This is a genomic window from Arsukibacterium indicum (assembly GCF_019100565.1).
In the GTDB taxonomy this organism is placed as follows: domain Bacteria; phylum Pseudomonadota; class Gammaproteobacteria; order Enterobacterales; family Alteromonadaceae; genus Alishewanella; species Alishewanella indicum.
The window spans coordinates 91382-116902 of sequence record NZ_JAHRID010000004.1 but is presented as its reverse complement, the minus strand read 5'-3'; the positions used below and the strand labels follow the sequence as shown (position 1 = coordinate 116902).

The 25521-nt window shown below is 49.4% G+C and carries 22 protein-coding genes and 1 other RNA gene; 10 read left to right on the top strand and 13 right to left on the bottom strand.

Annotated elements, in window-relative coordinates:
- Positions 1-41 precede the first annotated feature (41 nt).
- The 8 genes from KQY15_RS10330 to kduD all read right to left on the bottom strand — a co-directional run bounded on the left by KQY15_RS10330 (position 42) and on the right by kduD (position 8060).
- Entirely contained in the window at positions 42-1499 is a 1458-nt protein-coding gene (locus tag KQY15_RS10330) for a glycoside hydrolase family 28 protein (protein ID WP_254795635.1), read from the bottom strand.
- A 185-nt stretch (positions 1500-1684) separates the two neighbouring features.
- Complete coding sequence (locus KQY15_RS10325) at positions 1685-2731, bottom strand: LacI family DNA-binding transcriptional regulator (RefSeq protein ID WP_254795634.1); 1047 nt, start codon at positions 2729-2731, stop codon at positions 1685-1687.
- A 1-nt stretch (position 2732) separates the two neighbouring features.
- A complete protein-coding gene (locus tag KQY15_RS10320; protein ID WP_217669118.1) occupies positions 2733-3518 on the bottom strand; it encodes an IclR family transcriptional regulator in 786 nt (261 codons plus the stop codon).
- A 26-nt stretch (positions 3519-3544) separates the two neighbouring features.
- The gene (locus KQY15_RS10315; RefSeq protein ID WP_217669117.1) at positions 3545-4840 is read right to left on the bottom strand and encodes a TRAP transporter large permease; all 1296 of its coding nucleotides are present in this window, start codon (positions 4838-4840) and stop codon (positions 3545-3547) included.
- Positions 4840-5340, bottom strand: a complete 501-nt coding sequence (locus KQY15_RS10310) for a TRAP transporter small permease (protein ID WP_217669116.1) — start codon at positions 5338-5340, stop codon at positions 4840-4842. The genes KQY15_RS10315 and KQY15_RS10310 overlap by 1 nt, the downstream gene beginning before the upstream one ends.
- Positions 5333-6343, bottom strand: a complete 1011-nt coding sequence (locus KQY15_RS10305) for a TRAP transporter substrate-binding protein (protein ID WP_217669115.1) — start codon at positions 6341-6343, stop codon at positions 5333-5335. Before KQY15_RS10305 ends, KQY15_RS10310 begins: the two co-directional genes overlap by 8 nt.
- Positions 6344-6434: 91 nt before the next feature.
- Positions 6435-7277, bottom strand: a complete 843-nt coding sequence (gene kduI / locus KQY15_RS10300) for a 5-dehydro-4-deoxy-D-glucuronate isomerase (RefSeq protein ID WP_217669114.1) — start codon at positions 7275-7277, stop codon at positions 6435-6437.
- 24 nt (positions 7278-7301) lie between these two features.
- Entirely contained in the window at positions 7302-8060 is a 759-nt protein-coding gene (kduD, locus tag KQY15_RS10295; protein ID WP_254795633.1) for a 2-dehydro-3-deoxy-D-gluconate 5-dehydrogenase KduD, read from the bottom strand.
- A 422-nt stretch (positions 8061-8482) separates the two neighbouring features.
- On the opposite strand from kduD, the gene KQY15_RS10290 reads away from it, so the two are divergent.
- The 3 genes from KQY15_RS10290 (at position 8483) to KQY15_RS10280 (ending at position 14638) form a co-directional block, all read left to right on the top strand.
- Positions 8483-11254, top strand: a complete 2772-nt coding sequence (locus KQY15_RS10290) for a TonB-dependent receptor (protein WP_217669113.1) — start codon at positions 8483-8485, stop codon at positions 11252-11254.
- A gap of 144 nt (positions 11255-11398) precedes the next feature.
- Entirely contained in the window at positions 11399-13879 is a 2481-nt protein-coding gene (locus KQY15_RS10285; RefSeq protein WP_217669112.1) for a glycoside hydrolase family 88 protein, read from the top strand.
- Positions 13880-13882: 3 nt separating this feature from the next.
- Positions 13883-14638: a rhamnogalacturonan acetylesterase gene (locus tag KQY15_RS10280; protein ID WP_217669111.1), complete on the top strand. Its 756-nt coding sequence runs from the start codon at positions 13883-13885 to the stop codon at positions 14636-14638.
- Between the two features lie 41 nt (positions 14639-14679).
- Here KQY15_RS10280 and grpE read toward each other — a convergent pair whose 3' ends face one another.
- Positions 14680-15273 carry a nucleotide exchange factor GrpE gene (gene grpE, locus KQY15_RS10275; RefSeq protein WP_217669110.1) on the bottom strand — a complete coding sequence of 198 codons (594 nt, stop codon included), beginning with the start codon at positions 15271-15273 and terminating at the stop codon, positions 14680-14682.
- Positions 15274-15302: 29 nt separating this feature from the next.
- Positions 15303-16331: a heat-inducible transcriptional repressor HrcA gene (gene hrcA / locus KQY15_RS10270; protein ID WP_217669109.1), complete on the bottom strand. Its 1029-nt coding sequence runs from the start codon at positions 16329-16331 to the stop codon at positions 15303-15305.
- A gap of 146 nt (positions 16332-16477) precedes the next feature.
- Between hrcA and nadK the strand changes: the two genes are divergently transcribed.
- The 3 genes from nadK (at position 16478) to KQY15_RS10255 (ending at position 19562) form a co-directional block, all read left to right on the top strand.
- On the top strand, positions 16478-17359 hold the full coding sequence (gene nadK / locus KQY15_RS10265) for an NAD(+) kinase (protein WP_217669108.1): 882 nt from the start codon (positions 16478-16480) through the stop codon (positions 17357-17359).
- A gap of 111 nt (positions 17360-17470) precedes the next feature.
- Positions 17471-19144, top strand: a complete 1674-nt coding sequence (recN, locus tag KQY15_RS10260; RefSeq protein ID WP_217669107.1) for a DNA repair protein RecN — start codon at positions 17471-17473, stop codon at positions 19142-19144.
- A gap of 67 nt (positions 19145-19211) precedes the next feature.
- Positions 19212-19562, top strand: coding sequence for an outer membrane protein assembly factor BamE (locus tag KQY15_RS10255; RefSeq protein WP_217669106.1), 351 nt, complete (start codon positions 19212-19214; stop codon positions 19560-19562).
- A gap of 139 nt (positions 19563-19701) precedes the next feature.
- Here the strand turns inward: KQY15_RS10255 and KQY15_RS10250 are convergent, their stop codons facing one another.
- Both KQY15_RS10250 and KQY15_RS10245 read right to left on the bottom strand, forming a co-directional pair.
- Positions 19702-20034 (bottom strand): RnfH family protein, encoded by a 333-nt coding sequence (locus KQY15_RS10250; RefSeq protein WP_217669105.1) that lies wholly within the window; start codon positions 20032-20034, stop codon positions 19702-19704.
- Entirely contained in the window at positions 20027-20473 is a 447-nt protein-coding gene (locus KQY15_RS10245) for a type II toxin-antitoxin system RatA family toxin (protein ID WP_217669104.1), read from the bottom strand. Before KQY15_RS10245 ends, KQY15_RS10250 begins: the two co-directional genes overlap by 8 nt.
- Before the next feature lie 127 nt (positions 20474-20600).
- Here KQY15_RS10245 and smpB point away from each other — a divergent pair, with 127 nt between their 5' ends.
- From smpB to KQY15_RS10230, 3 genes are all read left to right on the top strand, one after another.
- Complete coding sequence (gene smpB, locus KQY15_RS10240) at positions 20601-21083, top strand: SsrA-binding protein SmpB (protein ID WP_217669103.1); 483 nt, start codon at positions 20601-20603, stop codon at positions 21081-21083.
- A gap of 171 nt (positions 21084-21254) precedes the next feature.
- Positions 21255-21615: a transfer-messenger RNA gene (gene ssrA, locus KQY15_RS10235) on the top strand.
- Positions 21616-21795: 180 nt separating this feature from the next.
- A complete protein-coding gene (locus KQY15_RS10230) occupies positions 21796-23871 on the top strand; it encodes an amidohydrolase family protein (protein ID WP_217669102.1) in 2076 nt (691 codons plus the stop codon).
- 65 nt (positions 23872-23936) lie between these two features.
- On the opposite strand, the gene arfB is transcribed toward KQY15_RS10230, so the two are convergent.
- Positions 23937-24356 carry an alternative ribosome rescue aminoacyl-tRNA hydrolase ArfB gene (gene arfB, locus KQY15_RS10225; RefSeq protein ID WP_217669101.1) on the bottom strand — a complete coding sequence of 140 codons (420 nt, stop codon included), beginning with the start codon at positions 24354-24356 and terminating at the stop codon, positions 23937-23939.
- 321 nt (positions 24357-24677) lie between these two features.
- On the opposite strand from arfB, the gene KQY15_RS10220 reads away from it, so the two are divergent.
- Complete coding sequence (locus KQY15_RS10220; protein ID WP_217669100.1) at positions 24678-25520, top strand: PEP-CTERM/exosortase system-associated acyltransferase; 843 nt, start codon at positions 24678-24680, stop codon at positions 25518-25520.
- Position 25521 lies beyond the last annotated feature (1 nt).

Sequence of the window (25521 nt, the reverse complement as noted above, 5' to 3'; positions counted from 1 at the left end):
TCAGGTTGCCGCCCCACCAACCCGATTAAAAACTGTAGCGATCACAATTTTAGTTCCTGGCCATTTAACGTTAAATCGAGCTGATCCAACTGCGCTACATTCTCCAGAATGCCTAAACTGTCTGTTTGTTTAAAATGTACATTATGCAAACTAACCCCGGTAATCGGCGCCCGCTCAAAGCCACGCAGCACAAAGGCGCGCTGGGCTTTTTTAACCTGCAAGTTGCTGATGTGTAAGTTTTTCACCTGCGGCATAAATTGGCCGGCATCGCCTTCTTCATAAAAGAAATTAATGACAATAGCATCGCGCACCTCACCAATTTCAATATCGCGAATGTAGATGTTTTCAATTAAGCCACCGCGCACCGAATTGGTTTTAACCCGGATACCGCGCGCCAGATTAGGGCTGCTCATCCGGCAACGCCGGGCAAAAATATTGCGGGCACCACCGGAAATTTCGCTACCCAGCACCACGCCGCCGTGGCCGGCACGCATTACGCAATCCTGAATAACTACATTTTGCACCGGAGTTGCCAGCCGGCGACCGTCATTATTGCGGCCCGATTTCAGCGCAATACAGTCATCGCCGGTGTCAAACAGGCAGTTTTCAATCAGTACCCGGTTACAGGATTCAGGGTTACAGCCATCAGAATTGGGGCCGTAACTGATAAAGTTAACATTGCGGACAATCACATCTTCCGATAGCACCGGATTAATCAACCAAAAAGGCGAATTCCGGATAGTAACGCCGTCTATCAATACCCTTTTGCAGCCATACGGCTGGATAAAGGGCGGACGCAAAAAGTTTTCGGCGAACACCCGCTCGCTAACAGGGACACTACGCTCAGCCATCCCAAACAGTGGCGTGCGGGTTAACGCCTGATCGACACTGGCATCGTAATCCCAGCTGCGCCGCTCCCAATCACCTTTCCAGGGCCACCATGCACTGTTCGAGCCATTGCCTTCTAAAATCCCGTCTCCGGTAACCGCAATATTTTCCTGTTCAAAAGCATAAATCAGCGGTGATAAGCCCATCAGCTCAACACCTTCCCAGCGGGTCATCACATAGGGCATGTAGTGTGCTGCATCGGTATAAAACGACAATACCGCATTTTGTTGCAGGTGCAGGTTAACATCAGACAATAAATGCACTGCACCGGTTTCAAAGCGCCCCTGTGGCACCACTACCCGGCCACCGCCAGCAGCATTACAAGCTGCAATAGCCGCTTTAATTGCAGCGGTATTATCAAAACCGCTGGATGCTTTGGCACCGTAATCAGTAATTAAGAATTCACGCGCAGGAAACTGAGTGGGGCTGATACCGGCAATAATCGCATCAGCTTGCAGCCATTGTTGCTCGTCGTCAGTTGTTACTTCGCCATTGTTTTGATCAGCAGCAGATAACGCCATACCAGAGCATCCTTGAAGTGACATTATCGACAAGCCAGCGCCTGCCAGACCCAGGGTTTTCAAGTGTAGGCGCTTTCGCAAATTGATCATCTGATGCTCCTGTATACGGTGTTACTGTTATACCTACTGACGGCTATAAAACCAGGCTGTCTTAAATACCATTACACATATAATAACCAATTTGCCACCGGTGGCAAGCAAAACGCCAATTTTTTTGCCATCGGTAGCAAAATAATCAAAGCAGCTGATTCCGCTGGCTGCTTTCGGATAAGTTATTACTCTGTTGTTGAACTGGCGACCCGGGCTGTTGATTCGCGTACTACTAATGTGGGCGCCACTTTTGCCGCAACATTACTGGCAGCTTTATCGTTATTTTCAATCGACATAATCATTTTGCTGGTAGCCAGCAAGGCCATTTGCCGCACCGGCCGGCGAATCGTGGTTAGCGCCGGGATTACTCTGGATGCCAGCATGTTGTCATCGAAGCCGGCAACAGAGAGTTGCTCCGGTACTTTGATGCCCATGCTATGTGCCACTTTCAACACGCCTGCTGCCATCTGATCATTATTGGCAAAAATAGCAGTGGGTTTATTGTCGGCCTGCAACAAAAGGCGGGCACATTCAATGCCCGTTTCATAGGTGTTATTGCCTTCAATAATCCGCGCCGGGTCTATTTTGATGCCATAAGCAGATAAACCAAGCTGGAAGCCCTCCATCCGTTCGGTAGACGACTTGTAGCGCTGAGGCCCGCTGATAAACGCAATTTCTTCGTGGCCCAGCTGAGCAAAGTAACGCGCCATTTCAGCGGCAGCGGCACGGTCGTCTGACACCACAATATGCTTGGGTTCATCTAGAGCCACTGAGCTTAACCGCACATACGGGCTACCGGAATCTTTTAACGCCTGCGCCAGATTCTCCAGCTCTGACACTGGGGGCAATACAATTACCCCATCCAGTTTTGAGCGTTGCATAAAGCGCAGACAGTCCTGCACCAGTGACTCGCTGCGATAGCGACACGGGTGCACCACCAGCTCGTAGCCCAGGTTAGAGCACACCTCCAGCACGCCGCGCTGGACGTCGTCTAAATACAGTGCATCCGGGTTATCGTAAATCAGTCCGAGTAAATACGACCGGCTGGAGGCTAAGCCCCTCGCCTGGGCATTGGGCGAATACTTTAAATCGCTGATGACTTTTTCAACCCGGAGCCGGGTAGCATCGCCGACGCTGAGCGAACCATTAATAACCCTTGATACGGTGCGCTTTGACACCCCGGCTATCCGGGCAACGTCATTTATAGTGGCTTGTTTCTGCATACGTCTCATCTTAATGATTGCTGGCTTTACTGGCATGCAATTGCGGCCGGTAGGTGCTAAGAGCAATATCAATAGCGGTTTGTTTTAAGGCTGCAATAATAGCAGTGATTGGCTGTTTGCCAAACACTGCCAGCGGGCCGGTAACACCCACGGCTGCCACAACCTGCCCCTGCGCGTTTCGCACCGGTGCTGCCAGACAACGAACATCGTTATGATATTCCATCTCGTCAGCAGCATAACCGCGGGCCAGTATCCGTTGCAACTCACTATACAATTGCACCGGCTCAGTCTGACTGCGGCAGGTAAGATTTTTAAACAAGCAGGAGTCAGCCAGCTCACTCAGTTGGTCAATGTAGTGATGCGCCAGAAAAATTTTACCGGCTGCTGAGCAGTTAAAGGCTGCAACTGTTCCCGGTCTGGCAGCCGGGCGCAAAGCATTTGGGCTGTCAACGACCTCAACCAGCAGCGCCCCTTCTGCATGAGGCAGTGCTAAATGACAACTTAACCCCATTTTCAGGGCCAGCTGCTGTAAATATGGCTGGGCTTGCTGCGGCAGCCGTTGCGAACTCAGCACATTTAAACCAAGTTTAAATAGCTGAGCCCCCACCTGATACCTTTTACCTTGTTTTATCAGTACTCTTTCCTGACAAAGGGTTTGTAAAATCCGAAATGCGGTGGTTCGGGGTAACGCCAGTCCTTGCTCTAACTCGGTTAAACTTAAACCCTGCTCAGATTCGCTGACCAGGCTGATAATACGACAGGCATTGGCCAGATTGGGGATCACGTAGCTTACCATCGGTTCTCTCCCACTGTTAATCGTTGTTAAAAGCCAAACTGCGCCGGCAACCATTCACTGATCGCCGGAACATAGGTTACCAGCATCAGTACCACAAACATTGCAAAGTACAATGGCATCAAGGGTTTAATAATTGCCTCTATCCGGGTTTTGGCGATAGCACAACTAACAAATAAAACACTGCCAACCGGCGGCGACACTAAACCAATAGACAGATTAAGCACCATCATGATGCCAAAGTGCAGGGGGCTCATGCCCAGTTCAACCGCCACCGGCAAAAAGATTGGCGTAAAAATTAATACCGCCGGGGTCATATCCATAAAGGCGCCCACCAGCAGTAAAATCAGGTTGATCATCAGTAAAATCAGCAACGGGTTGTCACTGATGGTCAGCATTGCCGCGCTGATTGCCTGTGGAATTTGCTCATAAGATAAAATCCATGACATGGCAGATGAGGTAGCAATCAACGCCATAACAATGGCGGTAGTCTCTGCCGCCTTCATTAATACAGCAGGTAATTCGCTGGTTTTAACCTCGCGGTAAATGCCAACGGCTAAGATCAGCGAATACACCACAGCTATGGCACCAGCTTCAGTAGCGGTAAAAATGCCGCTGATAATGCCGCCAATAACCAGAAAAATCATAAATAAGCTGGGTATGGCAGCCGCTACCTTCTGCACCACCAGTTTAAGTGGCAAACGGGCACCTACCGGGTACCCCTTAATTCTGGCGTAGCCAGCACAGACAATCATTAACGCGATACCCAACAAAATACCTGGCAGGTAACCGGCAATAAACAGTGCTGCTATCGATACCCCGCCACTGGCGATAGCGTAAACAATTAATATATTGCTCGGTGGGATTAACATACCGGTGGTAGCAGCCGCAGCAGTAACTGCAGCACTATAGTTGACGTCATAGCCCTGTTTTTTCATTTCCGGCAGCATAAAGCTACCAATGGCCGAGGTGGCCGCCACTGCCGAGCCCGAGATAGCACCGAAAAACATACAGGACACCACATTAACCAGCGCTAAACCGCCGGGCAGCATGCCAATCAGCGCCATAGCACATTCAATTAACCGTTTGGCAATCCCGCCGCGGCCCATTATCAGCCCTGATAAGATAAAGAACGGGATGGCCAGCAAGGCAAAACTATTAATACCACCAGCCATGCGCTGTGCCATGGTAGTGACCGCCGGCATAAAGTCGACACTGAGTAAGATGGTGGCCAGCGTTGCCAGGCCAATACAAAATGAAATAGGCACATTTAGCAGCAGTAAACCAAAAAATACCAGTAACAAGACTAAAATGGCTAATTCCATTAGTGTACTCCCTCAACAACTGGTAAATTTTGGTTGGTCGCAAGTGCATAAAGCTGACAGCACCCATAAAACGCAATCAATACGCCTGAGATTGGAATAGCCAGGTAGATATAAGCCATTTTAATATCCAGTGCGGCTGACATCTGGTTCAGCTCGTAAGTTAACCGCACCAGATTACCACCACCAATCACCATTACTGCCACGGCAAATGCAGCAACGGCGGCCGTCAGCACTGCAGCTATCTTTCGTTGGCCAGCGGGGCTGAATTTCTGAGTCAGAATATCAAGCCCCAGGTGCACCCCGGTGCGATACGCAAAAGCAGCGCCGATCATGCCTATCCAAATCAGCAAAGTGCGGGCCAGCTCTTCAGTTATTGAGCTTGGCGCATTCAATACAAAACGTGACACTACCTGCCAGCACACCACCAGCACGATGGCTGCCATTAAGCATGCCAGAAACCATTTCAGCGCATTATCGATTAGCCGGATAAACTTAATCATTGCTTACCTCCGCCTCGTCAGCCAGCGCAGCAATTTGCTCAAGCACCGGGCCAATTTCTGTCTGTTGTAAACTTTGATGAAAAGGTTTTACCGCGTCGCGAAAGGGTTGTTTATCAGGGTAAATGACCTTAACTCCGGCTGCCTTTACCGCAGCAAGCGCCTGCTCTGACGCTTCAGCCCAGGCCGCACGCTGATAGGTAATAGAATCCTCTGCCGCCTGCTGCAGCCATTGCTGCTGCCGGGCAGTTAACCCCTGCCACACAGGCAAACTGACAATAAGCACGTCGGGCACCGAGGTATGCTCATCCATCGTATAATATTTACTGAGTTCATAGTGACGTGACAGATAAAAACTTGGCGGGTTGTTTTCAGCGCCATCCACCACGCCCTGCTGCAATGCGGTGTAGAGCTCACCCCAGTCTACCGGCGTGGCAGCGCCGCCCAGGGCCTCCACCATTCGCACTGCAGTCTGACTGGCCAGCACCCGGAATTTTTTGCCACGTAAATCAGCCGGACTGTTAATTTCGGTGTTGGTGGAGTAAAAGCTGCGACTGCCGGCATCGTAATAGCCTAAACCACGTAACCGGGCCGGCTCCAGATCCAGCAACAACTGCTGGCCGGTTTCACTTTCCAGCACGCGCCACAGGTGTGCATTGTTATCAAAAATATACGGCACGCTAAATACCCGCATCTGCGGCACAAAGCTTTCTACCGAGCTGGCTGATACTTTAGTCATGGCCAGGCTGCCAATCTGCAGCAATTCGATAAGTTCCCGCTCATTGCCCAGCTGGCCGCCACTGTATATTTCGACTTGCATGCTGCCATCAGAATAGTGCTGCAGGCGCTCGCCCATCAGCACCATCGCCTTATGCACCACATGTTCCTGATCCAGCGTGTGAGCCAGGCGCAACGTCAGGTGTTCCTGCTGCGGCTGACAGCCACTTAGCCAGATACTGGCCAGCAGCAACAGCCCCGCTGCACTCTGGCGATTTATTTTTATCATATCCCGTCCTGCCCTGTTGCCAAGCATGGCATGTCTTATTGCATGCCTTACTCAATTAAATATTGCTGCAGCAAGCCTGCAGCTTTTAAGCTTATTTCATTGCGCTGGCCGGGAATTTATCCATGTCGTGATAATCCAGGTTTTCACCGGCCATTCCCCAGATAAAGGCATAATTACTGGTGCCACAACCACTGTGAATAGACCAGGCCGGTGACACCACGGCCTGCTCATTCGCCACCCAGATATGCCGGGTTTGCTGGGGCTGGCCCATAAAATGACAAACCCGCTGATCGCTATCCAGATTAAAATAGAAATACGCCTCCATTCGCCGGTCATGCTGATGCGCCGGCATGGTATTCCAGACACTGCCCGGTTTTAGCACGGTTAACCCCATTTGCAGCTGGCAGGTTTCAACCACGTCATTAATCATTAACTGATGAATTGCCCGCTCGTTCGAGGTTTGCAATGAACCCATCTGCAGCACAGTGCATTTATCCATGGTCAGATGCTTGGTTGGAAAAGCCCGGTGGGCCGGCGCTGAATTTAAATAAAACTTCGCAGGTTTGCTGCCGTCGCCGGAACTGAAACTGACCTCACGCGCCCCCATCCCTACATACAGCGCCTCGGTATTTTTCAGCTGATAATCTGTGCCATCAACATTAACAGTACCAGTGCCCCCAACGTTGATAATTCCCAGCTCCCGCCGCTTTAAAAAGTACTCTGCTTTTAGCGGCTCTGGCGCTGCCAGCTTTACCGGGCCTGCCACCGGCACAGCACTGCCAACAATTACCCGCTCGTAATGGGTATAACACAACACCAGCTTGTCGGCCTGCATCAGGTTATCCACCAGAAAATGCTGCCGCAGCTCATCCGTATCATAATGTTTTACGTCGTCCGGATGCGTCGGGTAACGGCTTTCAAATAACGTTGTCATAATCACCTCTTAGAAATTTAAAATTCAGCGGGCCAGCCAGCCACCATCCACCGCCAGTAAATGTCCATTAACATAATCACTGGCACGGGAGGCCAGAAAAACTGCCGCACCGGCCAAATCTTCCGGCTCGCCCCAGCGGGCGGCAGGAATTCGCGCGGTAATCGCGGCATTACGCTCAGTATCGGCTTGCAGCGCAGCAGTGTTATCGGTCCGAAAATAGCCAGGGGCTATCGCATTTACCTGAATGTTATGCTGGGCCCATTCATTCGCCAGTGCTTTGGTTACACCGGCAATCGCGTGTTTACTGGCAGTATAGGCGGGTACCGTAATACCACCGCTGTAAGACAGCATCGACGCAATATTGATTATTTTCCCTTGCTTACGCGCGATCATGGCGGCGCCAATACGCTGGCTCAGTAGAAAGGCGGCATCTAAGTTGACCGCGATCACTTTATGCCACTCCTGCATGGGAAACTGGTGGGCCGGTGCCCGGAAAATCGTACCGCCACAATTAACCAGAATATCAATCTGACCGGTCGCCAATGCATCTGCCGCCAGCTTTTCCACTACCTTCTCATCGCTTAAATCAGCAGCCAGAGCGGTTGCTTTACCGCCCCCGGCAATGATTTTCTGCACAGTTTCCTGACACCCACCTACTGCTGAACTGGTACAAATAAGTTCTGCGCCTGCCGCCGCCAATGCCACGGCTATGGCCTGGCCCAAACCGCGACTTGCTCCGGTAACTAAGGCTCGTTGCCCTGTCAGGGAAAATAATGCTGTCATCAGTGCCTCCATTTTCTGAAATCGTTGGAATAAAGCGCCATTGTTTGCCAGTCAATAGCTGGTTGCATCTGCCATCAATTGTTCATATATGAAACAGTGCAAAAAATAAAAAAAAACAAACAAAAAACATTATAAACAACAACTTAATTAAATCTGGCGTGCTTTTGTTACAATTTAAGCTGATTTTATTTAAACCACTAATTGACAGATTTTAGTTGATGGTGTTAGCTTTTTGCCATCGGTGGCATAAAATTGCAAGCTTTTTTTGCCACCGGTAGACAAAGCGTTAATGCAGTATAGAACGAATAACGAATTAAACAAATCAACAGGCAGCAAACTGGTTTGCTCCTGAAATAAATCTAAAAATGCCGGGCATGACTCAGGCTAAGATAACAAGACAAATCAGGACGAGGTGAACACAAATGGCTTATCGCAACACGCAATTTCGCCCTACCAAACTGGTACGGGCACTGACACTGGCAGGTATGGCGACAATGCTGAGCGCATCCCCATCGGTGCTGGCCCAGCAAACCGACGAACAAGCTGCTGAACAGGCTCAGGAAGAACAGATTGAAGTCATTTCGGTAGTTGGCAGTTTCCGGGGCAGTCTGGCCAGCGCACTGAATCAGAAGCGCTTTGCCACGGGTGCTACCGATACCATTAAAGCTGAAGACATCGCTGATTTTCCTGATTTAAACTTAGCCGAGTCACTGCAACGACTGCCGGGTGTTGCAATTAGCAGGGTAGCCGGTGAAGGCCGGCAAATTTCAGTTCGTGGCCTGGGCCCTGACTTTACCCGGGTCCGGATAAACGGTATGGAAGCACAATCTACCAGTGGCGGTACTGACGCTGTCGGTGGGGCAAACCGCGGGCGTGGCTTTGACTTTAACACCTTTTCATCTGATTTATTCAGCGAGTTAACAGTACGCAAAACCGCTTCAGCTAATGTTGAAGAGGGGTCGTTAGGTGCCACCGTTGACTTGCGCACTGCGCGTCCGTTTGATTATGACGCACTGACCTTTGCCGCTAATGTGCAAGCTGGTTACAACGACTTGTCAGAAGAAGTTGATCCTAAAGCCTCTTTTTTATTCAGCAATATTAATGAAGACAGCACCTTTGGTTATCTGATTTCAGCAGCGTTTTCTGAGCGGAATATTATTGACGAAGGCGCCAGTACCGTACGCTGGGATAACAGCAATGATTTTGGCAGTTACCAGGGCAGTGCTGATGCCCCTCAGTTGCAGGAAATTAATGATGCATTCCGGCCCCGGTTGCCACGTTATGACTCATATACTCACAATGTCAAACGCACCGGTGTGGCTGCCGCTTTTGAATTCCGGCCGACCATGGAAACCCGTTTTAATCTCGACGTGTTGTATTCAAAAGACGACTCAACCCGCAATGAAGTGTTTACCCAGGGCATATTAAACAATAATGCTATTGGCGCGGCAATGAACGTGCTCGACTATGAAGTCGATAACACCAACACTGTCACATATGCATCGTTTGAAAATGCCGTGGTACGTAACGAAAACCGTTACGATGAATTATCCACCGACTTTCTGCAATTTACCTTATCGGGCCAGCATCAGCTGACCGATGATTTAAAAATTGACGGTATGATTGGCCGGGCAAAATCAGAGTTTGATAACCCGATCCAAACCACCGTAGTCATGGAAAAACGTGGAGTAGACTTCAGTTACGACTACCGTGGAGCAAAGCGTTCAGCTCCGGACTTGCTCTTTGGCGCCGAGGTTTATGACCCGACAGGCTGGGCCACCAACAGTGTGCGGTTACGGCCACTGGGTGCAGAAAATACCTTTGATAACGCGGCAGTTAATCTGGAATATGCTCTGAGCGACAGCCTGACCTTACGCGGTGGTTTGCATTATAAAACCTTTGAGTTTGAAACCCGCGAAGCAAGACGTAGCTCTGAAAATGCCGCCGGCATTGTAATGACCCCGGATCTTATTGCGAGCTACGACTCTGGCCTTGGCTCACAGGGCCCATGGCTTATCCCGGATCTGGCGGCAATTGATGCCCGTTACAACATTTACAGTAATACCGGCGAATTTGAAGTCAGCACTGATTTTCGCCGGGTAGATAATTACTCAGCTGAAGAAGACACCTTAGGTGCCTACCTGCAGCTGGCTTTTGATACTGAAATTGGCGATACCACCATCCGTGGCGATGTTGGCGGTCGCTATGTTCGCACCGATCAGTCTTCAACCGCCTGGGCAACTGTTGGTGGTACGCAGGAACTGGTTACTGCTGAGCACGATTACAACGAGTTTTTGCCATCACTTAACCTGGTATTTGAACCAATAGACGATGTCCTTATCCGCTTTGGTTATGCAGAAGTAATGGCCCGCGCCGGCCTGGCAAGTATCCGGCCCAATGTTTCAGTCTCCGTTTCTGGTGGTGCCCGCAGCATTAGTGGCGGTAACCCAACCCTTGAACCGACTAAGGCTAAAACCTACGATTTAGGTTTAGAGCTGTACTTTGACAATGAATCGCTGCTAGGTGTCGCCGTATTCCGTAAAGAAATCGACAGTTATGTGCAGGGCTTGCGTGAAACCAAACCTTTTACTGAAACCGGCTTACCTATTCAGGCAGCTATTGATGCCTGTAATGCCGGCCCGGGTTACGGTGCCGCAACCGGTTGTACTGAAAACGATCAATGGGAAACCAATACCCCGCTAAATGGCCCTGGTGGTGATTTATATGGCTTTGAAATTCAGTACCAGATGCCGTTTACCTTTTTACCGGAATTCTGGAACCGCTTTGGTTTTATCGGTAACTTTACCTACGTAAAAGCGCAGTTGGATTATGTAAATGCAGATGGCCAGATTCTGGCTACCCGTGACTTACAGGGCTTGTCGCAGAATACCCACAGTGCCACCTTGTACTATGAAGATGATAAATTCAGTGCCCGGGTGTCCATGGCCTATCGTGACAAGTACTTAACCAATGCACTGGGCCGCAACAATAATGATATGGAAGGCACCAATGCGACCCGCAATATTGATGCAGCTCTGGCCTATCAATTGACTGACAAATGGAAAGTCAGTTTTGAAGCCCTGAACCTGAGTGATGAAGTAGATGATCAATGGGTAGATTCAAGCGGTAACCGCTTAACCTATTACCATGGTACCGGTCGTCAATATTATCTGGGTGCCCAGTACAAGTTCTGACGCAAAGCAGCAGGCCCTCGTGGCCTGCTTTTTCTCCCGGCGACAAACTTCCCCCGGTGGTTTGTCGCTTAGTACCTTCGCGAGCCAGGGATGGCCCGATTTTTTTCAGACGGATCATCGTATTAGTTAAACAGGTGTTTTATTGTGAATAAATATCTTCGATATTCTCTGGCCACCGTTAGCCTGGCGATACTGGCAGGCTGCAACCCGGCAACACCACCCACGCAACAACAGATTGATGCCGATGCCGGCAGCAACACCAGTCGCAGTATTGCCTCCCTGAAAGTTGCCAACCCCTCAACTTTTGAGCGCACTGAAACCCTGTATTTACCCTTTGCCGACTTAGGTGTAACAGCCGCAGAGGCACAAACTCTGGTAGCAAAGGTTGCTGGTGAGATTATCCCCTCGCAGTTGATTGACCGCACCGGCGATGGCAAGAATGACACGTTATTTCTGCCGTTAGTATTAGCCGGTACCACGGCGCAAAGCCTGACTATTGAGCATAACCCAACGCTATTTGCTACCAGCCAATGGCCGGCGCAGACACAAGCTGAAATATCCCACAAAGTAGGCGGCCAGTGGCAAGATGCTAAATATATTGGCGGTACCTTTCAGAATGTAACTGAGCTGACACCGCCCGCCCAATATACGGATCACTCAGAATGGATCCGTTACGAAGGGCCGGGCATTGAGTCTGACAAGGTGGGTTACCGCATTTACCTCGATTGGCGAAATGGCTTTGATATTTTCGGTAAACAGACCGCAGAGTTGGTGCTGCAGAATGTTGGTCAGGACGGCTATCAGTCTTATCATGAATTGGCTGACTGGGGTATGGATATCTTAAAAGTAGGCAAGTCACTCGGCGCGGGTGGCTTCGGCTACTGGGACGACAAGCAAGTGCAACTGGTTTCTGAAGTTAGCGGCCATACTGCCAAAGTCATTGAAAATGGCCCGCTTTATTCAGCGTTGCAAATTCAGTATCAGAACTGGCAAATTGCTGGCAAAACCGTGAACCTGACGGCTGATTTAAGCATGACAGCAGGCTCCCGCCTGGTTAACACCCGTCTGACCCTGAGCGAGCCGTTAGATAACATGGCTATTGGTCTGGTTAAACTACCTGATACCAAAGTGCTGCAGGGCAACCTTGATATTACTGGTCATGCCTGGACATATCTCGCCACCTGGGGCAACCAAAGCTTATCGGCCCCAGACAGCAAGCTGGGTATGGCTGTATTGTTTAAACGTGGCCAATTACTTAATCAAACTGAAGATAACAACAGTCATGTTGCGGTAATGCGTCCGGCAGGTAATGAGTTGGAATATTACTTTCTGGCGGCCTGGGACGGCGAACCCGGTGGCATCGGCAGTGAAGCAGAATTTGTCCGCTATCTGCAGCAACAAGCTGAACAGCTGACCCTGACACCAAGACAAAGCCTGAAAACAGCTTTAGGACAGCAGCAAAAGTCCGGCCCGTTGACAGCAGAGGTCGCATTAAACTGGAGTGAGCGGTTAGCACAAAGTGAAATGACCCGGCAAACACCATTTTATGCCTACGGCGGCTGGGATTACGAACGCCAACGGCCAAGTAAATGGGAATATACTACCGGTTTGCAGCTGCAAGCCTATGACGACCTGCTGCAACTACGGCCCAACCCTGAATGGCAGCAGGTATTAACTGACGTTATCGGTTCTTTTATTACCGAAGACGGCGATATCCGCACCTATAACATCAGCAATTACAACATCGACAGCTTAAATACCGGCAATATGTTATTGCGCGAATATCAGCGCAATCAGCAGCCTCACTATAAAAAAGCACTGGAATTACTGCGCCGGCAGCTTGCAGAGCATCCGCGCACCAGTGAAGGGGCATTCTGGCATAAAAAAATCTACCCTCATCAACTCTGGCTCGATGGCGTTTATATGGGTATGCCGTTTCTGGCCAGTTACAGTAGTGCCTTTGAGGATGGCCATGCCTTTGCTGAAGTAGTAAAAGAATTTACCGTTAGTCGCGACAAGCTGCGTGATCCCGCAACTGGTTTGTATTATCACGCCTGGGATGAAGCCCGCGAGCAAAACTGGGCCGATAAAGAAACCGGTCTGGCCAGTCAGTTCTGGGGCCGCGGTTTAGGCTGGCTGGCAATGGCACTGGTGGATGTACTGGAGATTATTCCCGAGCAGCAAACTGCGCTACGCCAACCCCTGTTAGACATGACTGCCGAGCTGGCAGAGGCATTGGTAAAAGTGCAGGACGCTGACAGCGGCGTATGGTATCAGATCCTGGATAAACCCAACGCAGCGGGTAATTATTCAGAGTCGTCAGCCAGTAGCATGATCACTTACTTTTTTGCTAAAGGAGTCAATAATGGTTATCTAGACAGCCGGTACCGGGCAACAGCATTAAAAGCGTATCGGGGCCTGCTGGATGAGTTTATTCTGGTCCACCCTGATAACAGTATCAGTCTGGTTAATACTGTGCAGGTTGCCGGACTGGGCTTTGGCCGTGATGGCAGTTATCACTACTATATGAGCGAGCCGGTTTTTCGGAACGATGCCAAAGCAAACGGGCCTTTTATTATGGCCGGCGTGCAGATAGCTAAATTGCTCAGCAGTGAAAAGGAGTAGCCGATGAAAAGCCTGGTGTGCTTGTGTCTGAGCATCTTAGTGCTGCTGCCACTGCAGGCCAGTGAACTGAAACGGGTTAAACTGCACCTGGTCGGTGACTCGACCATGTCGGACAAACCCAACCTGGCCTATCCTGAGCGCGGCTGGGGTCAGCTTTTACCACAGTTTTTAACGCCGCAACTAACTATTGTTAACCATGCAGCGAATGGTCGCAGCACCCGCCGTTTTTTAAACGAAGGCCGCTGGCAATTGCTGTTAAGCGAGCTGGGTAAAGGTGATTATGTACTGATCCAGTTTGGGCATAACGACTCCAAACAGTCGGATCCAGCCCGGTATGCAGCAGCTGACGGCGACTATCAACGTTTCCTGCAGCAGTTTATTACCGACGTGCGCGCAAAGGGCGGCATACCAATGCTGGCCAGCCCCATCTGCCGGCGCAACTTTGCCGATGATGGTAGCTTAAAACGTGATTTAGCCACTTATGCCAACGCTGCAGCTAAAGTTGCCAGTGAGTCAGAGGTGAGTTTTTTTGATTTACAGCAGCAAAGCTGTGACTTCTGGCTGCAACTGGGTAAAGCCGCTGCACAGCCTTATTTTATTCAGGTGCCGCCGGATCTGTATGCCAAGTTCCCGGACGGTACCACTGACAACACCCATCTGAGCGTGCAGGGCGCCAGCAAAATAGCCCAGTTTTTTGTCCGGGATTTAAAAGCACAGCAACATCCCTTGGCCGCTTATGTTTATCGGGAGCTGTTATAATTAATAAAAAACCGGCTTTCGCCGGTTTTTTATTAATTCATTTATTCTGGTGCTTTTGACACACCGACCATCGCCGGACGCAATAAACGGCCATTGAGTTCATAGCCTTTTTGCATTACAAAAGTCACGGTATTAGGTGCGACATCAGCTGACGGTTGAATGGTCATTGCCTGATGCTGATCCGGGTTAAATGGCTGGCCTTGTGGGTCAATTTGCTGGACACCGTATTTGGCAACCGTATCCAGGAAGCTTTTCATCGTCAGCTCCACCCCTTCAACAATACCGGCAAAGGCTTCATCTTCACGGTTAATGAAACCAAGCGCCCGCTCCAGATTATCAACTACCGGCAATAAATCACCTGCAAACTTTTCCAGGGCAAATTTATGGGCTTTTTCAACATCCTGACTGGCACGACGACGGGCATTTTCAGCATCTGCTTTAATGCGCAACATTAAATCCTGCTGATCGGCCAGCTTAGCCTGAGCCTGGGCCAATTCAGCTTCCAGCTTAGAAATTATCGCTTGTTCACCAGATAATTCAACAGTGTCAGCCTGCTCATTAGCCGTGTTTTCCGGCTGTGGTGTATCCTGTTTCATCTCTTCAGCCTGCTCGTTCGGCTTTGCTTGCTCTGTCATGCTAACTACTCCAAATGAAAGTAGGTCTATTATGGGGATGGATTTTGTCGATTCAAGTTTAAATTTAAGCGATGAGCACAGGCTTCCACCAGTGGCACCAAGCTGGCGTAATTCATCCGTCTTGGTCCAAGCAACGCAATAAAGCGATGAGGGTGAGCCTGATAACGCTGACTAATCACACTGACCGGTGCCAGCTCGACAAAGCCGGACTCTTTTCCCAGAATAAGCTTTGGATGTTCGTCTGTCGTTACCTTCTGTAGCAAGTTAATCAGGCCTGTTGGTTGTTCCAACATCTGAAAAACCTGTTGCAACGCCTGGTTATGCTGGTACTCAGGGCTTAGCAGTAACTGATGCTGACCAAAAATCAGCGGTTGATGCTGCAAAAACTCATCCAGACTAAGTTGCCCCAGCACATTGTTTATCAAAAGCTGGCTGCAACCGGTTTCGTTCCTGGCAATACTGGCAAGCCGGGCAATACCATCCTGCCACTGGCCATTTGCCAGCGCTGCATTTAACAGACACAGCACTTTACCCAGTGTACTGCTGTCAATACTCTGGGCACAATCAAGCACCCGGTGCAGAATATCACCGTCTTCATCAATCACCACCAGTAACAAGCGGTCACTGGTAAGCCGCACCAGATCAATTTGTCTGACTTCACGGCCACTGGCTTTGGGCGCACTGATAATAGCAACACAACCCGTCAGATTGGTAAGTAGCTGGCCGGCTTGCTGACACAACAGCGACACCGGCAGGGTAGGCACCAGCCGACGCTGAATTTCGGCTTGCCAGCGGCCACTAAGCGGCTGCATGGTAAGCATTTTATCAATAAATAAGCGGATACCACTGGTAGTAGGTACCCGGCCGGCCGAGGTGTGAGGTGAGCGGATCAACCCCTGCTGCTCTAATTGCACCATGGTATTTCGTACGGTAGCTGAGCTGACATCCAGCGCCTGATTTTCGGCAATAAGCTTGCTGGATACCGGCATACCGTCCACCAGATATTGCTCTACTATCAGCTTTAAGATCAGCTCTGCCCTGCTTAGCGCAACCGCCATACTACTTAATACCTTTATCTGTGTTGCTTTTGGATCTGGGGGCTAAAATAGCAATATCAAGTTGATAATTCACTAAAAGAGTGCAGACGCTGGTCGCGGACCAACAGGGCCGCTATACTGGCAAAATGACAGCCAGGAACAAAAATATGAGTCATGCGTTTACGAAAATCGGCCTGATCGGCAAGCCTAATCATCAGGGAGCCAACCATACGCTGGTAAGCCTGTATCATTTCCTTTGTGCCAAGGGCCTGGAGGTTTTTGTCGAGGAACGGGTGGCGCAATCACTGGCACTGGCCGACGCTAAAGTACTTGATTTGGTTGATCTGGGTAAAACCTGTGATTTAGCTATTGTTGTGGGTGGCGATGGCAATATGCTGGGCGCCGCACGTGTGCTGGCCAGGTTTGATGTTGCAGTACTTGGCGTTAACCGTGGTAATTTAGGCTTTCTGACTGATTTAGCCCCGGAGTTTTTCGAACAACCGCTGTCTGATGTATTGGATGGTAACTTCGTTACTGAAAAGCGCAACTTACTGGAAATCTCCGTTCACCGGCATGGCAGCATTAAAAGCAGCAACAGCGCAGTAAATGAAGCAGTGTTACATGCTGACAAAGTCGCTCATATGATTGAGTTCGAAGCTTATATTAATAACGAATTTGTCTACAGTCAGCGCTCTGACGGACTTATCGTCAGCACCCCTACCGGTTCCACCGCCTATTCACTTTCCGGGGGTGGGCCTATTTTAACGCCGGATTTAGATGCAATGTGTCTGGTACCCATGTTCCCGCATACCCTGAGCAGCAGACCCTTGGTAGTATCGGGTAACAGCGAAATATGTTTGAAGGTCGCCGACAGTAATGACGCTCATCTGCAAATCAGCTGTGACAGCCATGTTATTCTGGCGGTAATGCCCGGAGATGAAATTTATATCCGCAAACACCCTACCCCACTGCGACTGGTCCATCCGCCGGGGTACAGCTACTATCATGTTCTGCGCAATAAACTGGGCTGGGGCGCAAAACTTTACTGACGAAACTCTGCTGTTCGCAAATCAGGCTTGCATAAATTTAAATTACTGTATAAATTTACACTGTAACTAAACACAGTATTGTTCGGTAATTAATCCTGACGGGAGTCAAGCATGTTAAGCCATCTTCATATCAGCAACTTTGCTATCGTGCGGGCACTGGAAATAGACTGGCAAGCCGGCATGTCCACCATCACCGGTGAAACCGGTGCCGGTAAATCTATTGCTATTGATGCGCTGTCACTGTGTTTAGGTGAACGGGCCGACGCCACGGTGGTGCGGCCCGGCGCTGATAAAGCCGATATTGTGGCAACGTTTGATATTGCAGCACTGCCCCAGGCTCAGCGCTGGCTGGAACAGCAAGACCTGGCAATGGGCAGCGAATGTATCGTCCGGCGGGTAGTCAATAACGAGGGTCGTTCCCGCGGCTATATTAACGGAGTGCAGGTGCCGGCTCAGCAACTTAAAGCGCTGGGCCAGTATTTACTGAGTATTCATGGTCAGCATGCCCATCAGCAACTGTTAAAGGCCGATTATCAACGCCAGTTACTTGATGCATTTGCCGACAATGCCCCACTTCGTTCTAAGCTGAAACAATGCTATCAGCAATGGCAAACTTTTAAACAGGAATACCAACAACTACAACACAGTCAGCAACAGCGTGATGCCCAGCGCCAATTACTGGAATACCAGGTGGCAGAGCTGGACCAGTTTGCGCCAGCAGATGACGAGTTTGCCCAGCTGGAAGCAGAGCAAAGCCGGCTGAGCCATGGCCAGACGCTGCTTAGCCAGAGCCAGCAATGTATTGAACAACTTTATGACAGTGATGAAGGCTCTATTTATCAGGCACTGTCAGTGGTAAACCAGCAACTGGAGCAGCTTTGTCAGCTCGACAACAGTTTAACTCCACTGCAGCAGATGTTAGCCGATGCGCTGATGCAAACCGAAGAAGCCAGCCGCGAGCTGCGCCGCTATGCTGATAAAGTAGAATTAGACCCGGAGCGGCTGCAGGAAATCGACGAGCGAATGGGCCAGTGGCTGACATTAAGCCGCAAACATCAGGTTACCTTTGAGCAACTGCCGGAATTTCACCAGCAGCTGGCACAGCAATTAGCAGAACTGACCGGTGATGACCAGCGGCTGGTACAGCTGGAAGCCGAGCTGACGGAAGCAGAGCAGCAGTATCAGCAACTTGCTACCGAGTTACATCAGCAACGCCAGCAGGCTGCCGGCAAGTTAAGCGCCCTTATTGCCGGAAGTATGCATGAGCTAAGCATGGCAAATTCGCGCTTTGAAATTAATGTCCAGGCGCAAAGTCTGGAGCAGGCCAGCAATCATGGCTGGGATCTTATCAGTTTTACGGTATCAACCAACCCGGGCCAGCCCTTGCAACCACTGGCTAAAGTGGCTTCAGGTGGTGAATTATCAAGAATAAGTTTAGCGGTGCAGGTGATTCTGGCAGATAAAATTACCACCCCTACCCTGATTTTCGATGAGGTGGATGTTGGCATCAGTGGCCCGGTGGCTGCCGGCGTCGGAAAACTGCTACGCCAGCTCGGCGAAACTACACAAATTATTTGTGTTACCCATTTACCGCAGGTCGCCAGCCAGGGGCATCAGCAGCTGTTTGTGGAAAAATACACTGACGGTCAGGCCACCGAAACCCGGATGCGTTGTTTAAGCGATGAACAACGTATCAGTGAAATAGCCCGCTTGTTGGCAGGTGAAAATATCAGTGCCAGTGCGCTGGCCAATGCCCGCGAACTTTTGTGTGCACCGGCAGTCTGAAAGAAGATTTTTCAGTGAGGCTGTCATAGGGTATGATAGCCGCAACCGGACTTAACAGACGAAGATGATGAATAAAGTAGTACAAATTTTAGCCTTATTGGGCCTACTGGCCAGCCTGAGTGCCTGCTCTAACGTGATATACCGGATTGACGTGCCTCAGGGTAATTATCTGGAGCAGAAAGACATTGATAAACTGCGGGTCGACATGACCAAAGAACAGGTAAAATTTGTACTGGGCAGTCCGGTTGCTGAAAATGCCTTTGACAACGACACCTGGCATTACTTTTATTCGTTAAAAGGTGGCCGCGGCAATAATTTTGAAAAACAACTGATTGTAGAATTCAAAGATAACAAATTGCTGGATATTTCCGGTGACTTTAAAAAATCAGAAGATTTTAATACCCCACTGGATATCTGATAAATCGCCATAACAATCTTTATACAAGAATCAGTTTACCCTAAAACGACCGTTGAAGCCCTGGACGGGCGGAAACGAGGCCCCATGGATGGGTTTACGACGTGTCGTTGTGGGTAAACTGGTTCGGCAGTCACTCCTACTAGTGTTCCTGCTTTCTACCACCGGTAACTTTGTCAGCCCGCCCCTCTTCTTTTGCTTTCTCGGCCCGGCGCCGGCGTAAGTCTTTAGGGTCGGCAATAAGCGGCCGGTAAATTTCGATTCTGTCGCCTTCTTTAACCAGTTCTTCCGGCTTTACCGGCCGGCTCCAGACACCAATTTTTTGCTGGCTTAAGTCTATATCGGGGTACTGCTGTAAAATACCCGACTGTTCAATAACCTGTAGCACAGTACTACCTGGCAATACTGATAATGTCAGTAAACTTTGCTGCTTCGGTAACGCATAGGCCACTTCTACTGTTAACTGTTCAGCCATTACCGTTTGCTCCATAAACCACTTTAGCCCGCTGGGTAAAAGCATTGACCATGGCTGCCGCCAGCTCAGAAAATACTTTACCAAAGGCAAATTGCACCAGTCTGCTGGAAAATTCAAACTCTAGCTGCAGTACCACTTTGCAGGAGTTTTCGCTAAGTGGCCTAAACTGCCAGCCGCCCTGCAGGCGCTTAAAAGGCCCGTCGACTAATTGCATATCAATGCGTTCATGCGGGTGCAAAATGTTGCGGGTGGTAAAAGATTGACCAATGCCCGCCTTGGAAACCTGTAACTTAGCCACCATCTCATTATGAGTCTGGCTTAAAATGTCTGCAGAAGTACAGCCAGGCAGAAATTGTGGGTAATCTGGTACGGCATTCACCAGGTCAAACATTTGTTGCGCACTGTAAAAAACCAAGGCACTGCGCTCAATTTGTGGCATACTCACTCCCCTTAAAACTCGCTGCTGATTGTAACAGAATAACGCGGGGCAACAAGGCCGGTAAGCGCGGCCTCATCGGGATCCAGAGCAGCGTACCCGGTCAGCGCGTTAGCAAAAATAGCGGATTATGAGCAAAAAAAAACCAACTAAAAACACCAACGGCACTATTGCGGTCAATAAAAAAGCCCGCCACGAATATTTCCTGGAAGACCGGTATGAAGCTGGCATAAGTTTGCAGGGCTGGGAAGTGAAGAGCATTCGCGAAGGCAAGGTAAACCTGTCTGACGCTTACGTTATTCTGAAAGACGGTGAAGCTTACTTATTTGGCGCGCAAATCCAGGCCTTAAAAAGCGCGTCCAGCCATGTTATTTGTGACCCGGACCGCAGCCGCAAACTGTTATTACATAAACGTGAGTTAAATAAGCTTATCGGCTTAAAGGAACGTGATGGTTATACCCTGATTGCCACAGCCATGTACTGGAAAGCCTGCTGGGTAAAGGTCGAGTTTCATCTGGCCAAGGGTAAAAAGCAGCACGATAAACGTGATGACATTAAAGACCGTGACTGGTCACGCGAAAAAGAACGGATGATGAAACACAGCAAGCGCTAATTTTACCCCCGGCCTTGAAACTTCCGGGGCCTGTCACCATCTAATGAGGGTGACAGTTAGAAAGTAAGACCGGCAATTGAATACCCTGCAACATATTGCTCCTTGTTATAAGCAGATAGCAGGCGTACAATAGCCAAACACTGAGAGTGTTAGTGTTACACCAAAGAATTCGGGGCTGATACTGGATTCGACGGGATTCACGAACTCCTAGGTGCATGCCGAGGTGCGGTAGGCCTCGTAAAAAAACCGCAAAAAACTAGTCGCAAACGACGAAAACTACGCAATCGCTGCTTAATAGGCAGTAGATAGCTCTTCCCCTCACGCATGTCTGTAAGCTGAGACTCTGGAAGATCACCCCTAACAGAATCGCGTCGCGTCTTCGCCTGGAGACAACACGTTAAAACCAATCAGGCTCGCCCGACGATAGCCTGCCATTCGGCGCTCATAGGGTTAACTAAATGAATGTGCTAAGCATGTAGTACCGAAGATGTAGGTTTTTCGGACGGGGGTTCAACTCCCCCCAGCTCCACCACACAAACCAAAAGGCCAGCGCAAGCTGGCCTTTTGGTTTTCTGCTTGCAAAAGCAATTACCTAGTTTACTAAATTGCCTTAGCTATTGAATCAATTATAATTTTCTGCCCGGTTTGCTGATTGTATTTTTAAAACGCTGTGTAATACTAAGCGTTCATACCCCCACCACAGGCCTTTCTTATGTTTAAACATCTGACCCTAAGCATCTTGTTTCTTGGTGTATTTGGCTGCTCGCCTGCAGACAAACCCGTGTCGCAAAGCAACACTAGTAGTCAGCAAGCAGTAAAAAGTAATGAAACCTATGCCGTGATATTTGGTGGCACCCAGGTGGGTGAGCTTAAAGTTGAACGACTCAATAATCAGCTGAATATTGACTATGGCTATAGCAACAATGGCCGGGGCTCAAGCAGCGTTGAAAGCCTGCGGCTATCTGATACCGGTTTGCCATTAGCATGGCAAATTGATGGCAAAACGGTGTTTGGCAATGCCGTTGCTGAGTCATTTCAGAGTGCTGACGGCAGCGCATCATGGCAGGATGCCGCTGGCGGAGGTACCGAAACGGTCTCGGATGAGTCAATGTATGTGGCACAAAACGCCAGCCCTTATGCTCTGTATATTTATGCCAGGGCGCTGCTTAATAGCGAAAACAATACGTTACCTGCGCTGCCTGGCGGCGAACTTCGGATAGCGCAAATTGATACCATTCCCCTGCAAAGTGCCAATGCCGATTCGCCGGTAGAGGCCAGTATCTATGCTATTTCCGGGATCAGTTTAGACCCAAGCTATATTGCGCTTGACAGCAAGCGGCAAATGCTCGGTTATTTGTCACCTCGCTTTACATTGCTTCGGAATGACCTGATAAGCGAAGATCAAAAATTACGGCAGCTTGCGGCAGAATTGAATGCTTCCCGCTTTGAAGCGATTGCAAGCCGGGCTACCAACATATTTGACAAGCCGGTACGGATTAACAATGTGCGGATTTTTGAACCACAGACATTATCACTTTCCGAGCCGAAATCTGTGCTGCTGGATCAGAATAAAATTGCTTCGATCGACGCCGTGGTGCAAACGCCTTCCGCCAATGAGGTCATCATAGAAGGCAACGGCGGCACCCTTATTCCGGGTTTATATGAGATGCATGCTCATATGAGTGACGATGATGCCCTGTTAAACGTGATGGCCGGGATTACCTCGGTACGCGATATGGGCAATGAAATGGATGTACTGGAGGCCCTGGAAGATAAAATCGAACGCAATATTTTAATTGGGCCCCGTATTAGCAAAAGTGCTTTTATTGAAGGTAAAAGCCCGTTTTCAGCTGCCACCGGTGAGTTGGCAGCAACTGAACAGGAAGCGGTGGATTTAGTAAAAATGTATGCGGAGCGTGGCGGCTATCATCAGATTAAAATTTACAGTTCGATCAAAGGTGACTGGGTGCCGGCCATGGTGGCTGAAGCCAGAAAACACGGTATGTGGGTGGCAGGCCACATTCCGGCGTTTTCGAAAGTTGATGAAATGATGCAAAGCGGCTATGACGAAGTAACTCATATTAACCAACTTATGCTGAGCTGGGTGCTGGACCGGGAAGAAGATACCCGGACCTTATTCCGGATCACTGGCATGAAACGCTTTGCTGAGTTGGACCTCAATAGCGAAGCGGTTAAAACCTCGCTGGATATTATGGTTGATAAAAATATTGCGATAGACCCAACTATAGTGATCCATGAATTCGGCCTTACCGGCCGCAACGGCGAAACCCGGATTGGTATGGTTGATTACATCGATAATATGCCTATTGGGGTGCAACGCTCGGCCAAACAGGCACTGTTAAACGTAGCTGACGACGAAGAAGATAACGCCTACCGGGCGGCTTTTGACAAAATTTTGGCGACATTGAGCCTGATGCACCAGCGGGGGATATTTATTGTTCCCGGTACAGATTTAGGTGGTGCGTTCGAGCTGCACCGCGAGTTAGAGCTGTTTTCAAAGATTGGCATGTCAAACGCAGAGGTTCTGCGCCGGGCCTCTTACGATATGGCAAACTATTTAGGGCACGGTGAGCAATTGGGCAGTATTGACGCTGGCAAACTGGCCGACTTTTTCCTGGTACCTGGTAATCCGCTGCAAGATTTACGCGCCATTAAAAAAGTAGCCATGGTAGTTAAAGATGGCCAGATTTATTTTCCATCTCAGGTGTATCCTGAATTTGGTATTAAACCCTTTACTGACGTGCCGCAGGTGCATATCGGCAACTGATCACAACTCAGATATAAGCAAAAGGCCAGCATATGCTGGCCTTTTGTATCTGAGCCCGTATACCGCTAATGCTCTGGCTTGCCCTGGCGCAAGGCCTTGGTTTTACTGCGCTGTTTTTTGCCTTCTAACCGCCGTTGCTGGCTGCCGTACGTAGGTTTGGTCGCTACCCGCTTTTTCTGGACTTTAGCAACCGATTGCACCAACTCAATAAACTGGGCCAATGCCAGTTCGCGGTTCATTTCCTGGCTGCGGCTCTGCTGGCATTTAATAATAACTTTACCGCTTTTGGTAATACGATGATCGCTGCGATTCAGTAACCGATGCTTATAGAACTCAGGCAGCGATGACGCAGCTATATCGAAAATAATTTGCACTGCGGTGGCGACTTTATTAACATGCTGACCACCAGCACCGGAGGCACGGATAAATTGCCATTCCAGTTCACTGTCTTCGATAGTCACACTTCCTGATATTGTAATTGCCACGCATTCCCCGCTATTTTTCGTGTAAAACGCCGTTTTATGAACTTGCGCTTAATTTATCAACGAAACAGTGATAAAAAAGTTTAAAAAATTAACAACTGTAAAATCAAGTCATTACTCAATTTTTATCTTTTATTGAAACAGAACAGCTGATTTCAGGTTTGACCCATCGTGCTCAGATCTGCATAGTAAATGCGCCTCAGCACAATGAAGTGCGCCCTTACTTTAGCATGGACGGTTATGTCTTATCAGGCCAGGCATAGAAAACATTAACCGTAAGTTTATCGATAGGTTTGGTAGTACTATCATCTTTAGGGCAAAACGATGACACTGTTGAATCCGACATTACGACAGCCGGAGCGAGACGATTTTGTGCCGGCATTATCTGCAACACAGCCAGACAACCAACTAAACCTATCTGATTTCAGTGATTTTTTTCAGGCTTCCCAGGCTATTAGCCACCAGCAAAAGAATAGTGTGTATCGGTTGCGGCATAAAGTATATTGTGAAGAACTTAATTTTGAACCGCCAAGGCCATCAGGGCTTGAACAGGACGAATTTGATCGCCGGGCCCTGCATTGCAGTCTGGCTGACGCCAGCTCGGGTGAAGTTGCCGGTACTGTCCGGTTAATTCATTGCGAACAGGAACCGGGCCCATTGCCTATTGAGCAATATTTTGCAGGTCGTTTTACTGCGCCGAATTTAATGCCAGCCTGTTTCCCCCGCCAGCAAGTTTGCGAAATTTCCCGGCTGGCTGTTGCCGCTAAGTTCCGGCGCAGAATTAAAGACGCGGCAGCCAAAGATTTACCGGCATTAAGCAGTTCATCCCGCCCTTTTAACCGCTATATTGCTATCGGTTTATACCTGATGGCGACCGCAATGTGTCTGGAGAAAGGCTATTATCATGGTTTCGTTACCATTGAGCCCAGCCTGGCCAGAATACTGCAACGGATTGGTATTAATTTTAACCAGATTGGCGAAGCGATTGACTTTAACGGTAAACGTGCCCCCTATTATCTTGATGCCAGGCAAGTTGTTACCAACCTGCAGCCAGAATATCGTGAGCTGATGCAGCGTCTGAGCAGCCAATTGTTAACTGAGCCACAAGAGGTTGCCTCAAGCCGGCAATTGCTCTCCAATACCGACTTAAAATGGGCCATAGCCTGAT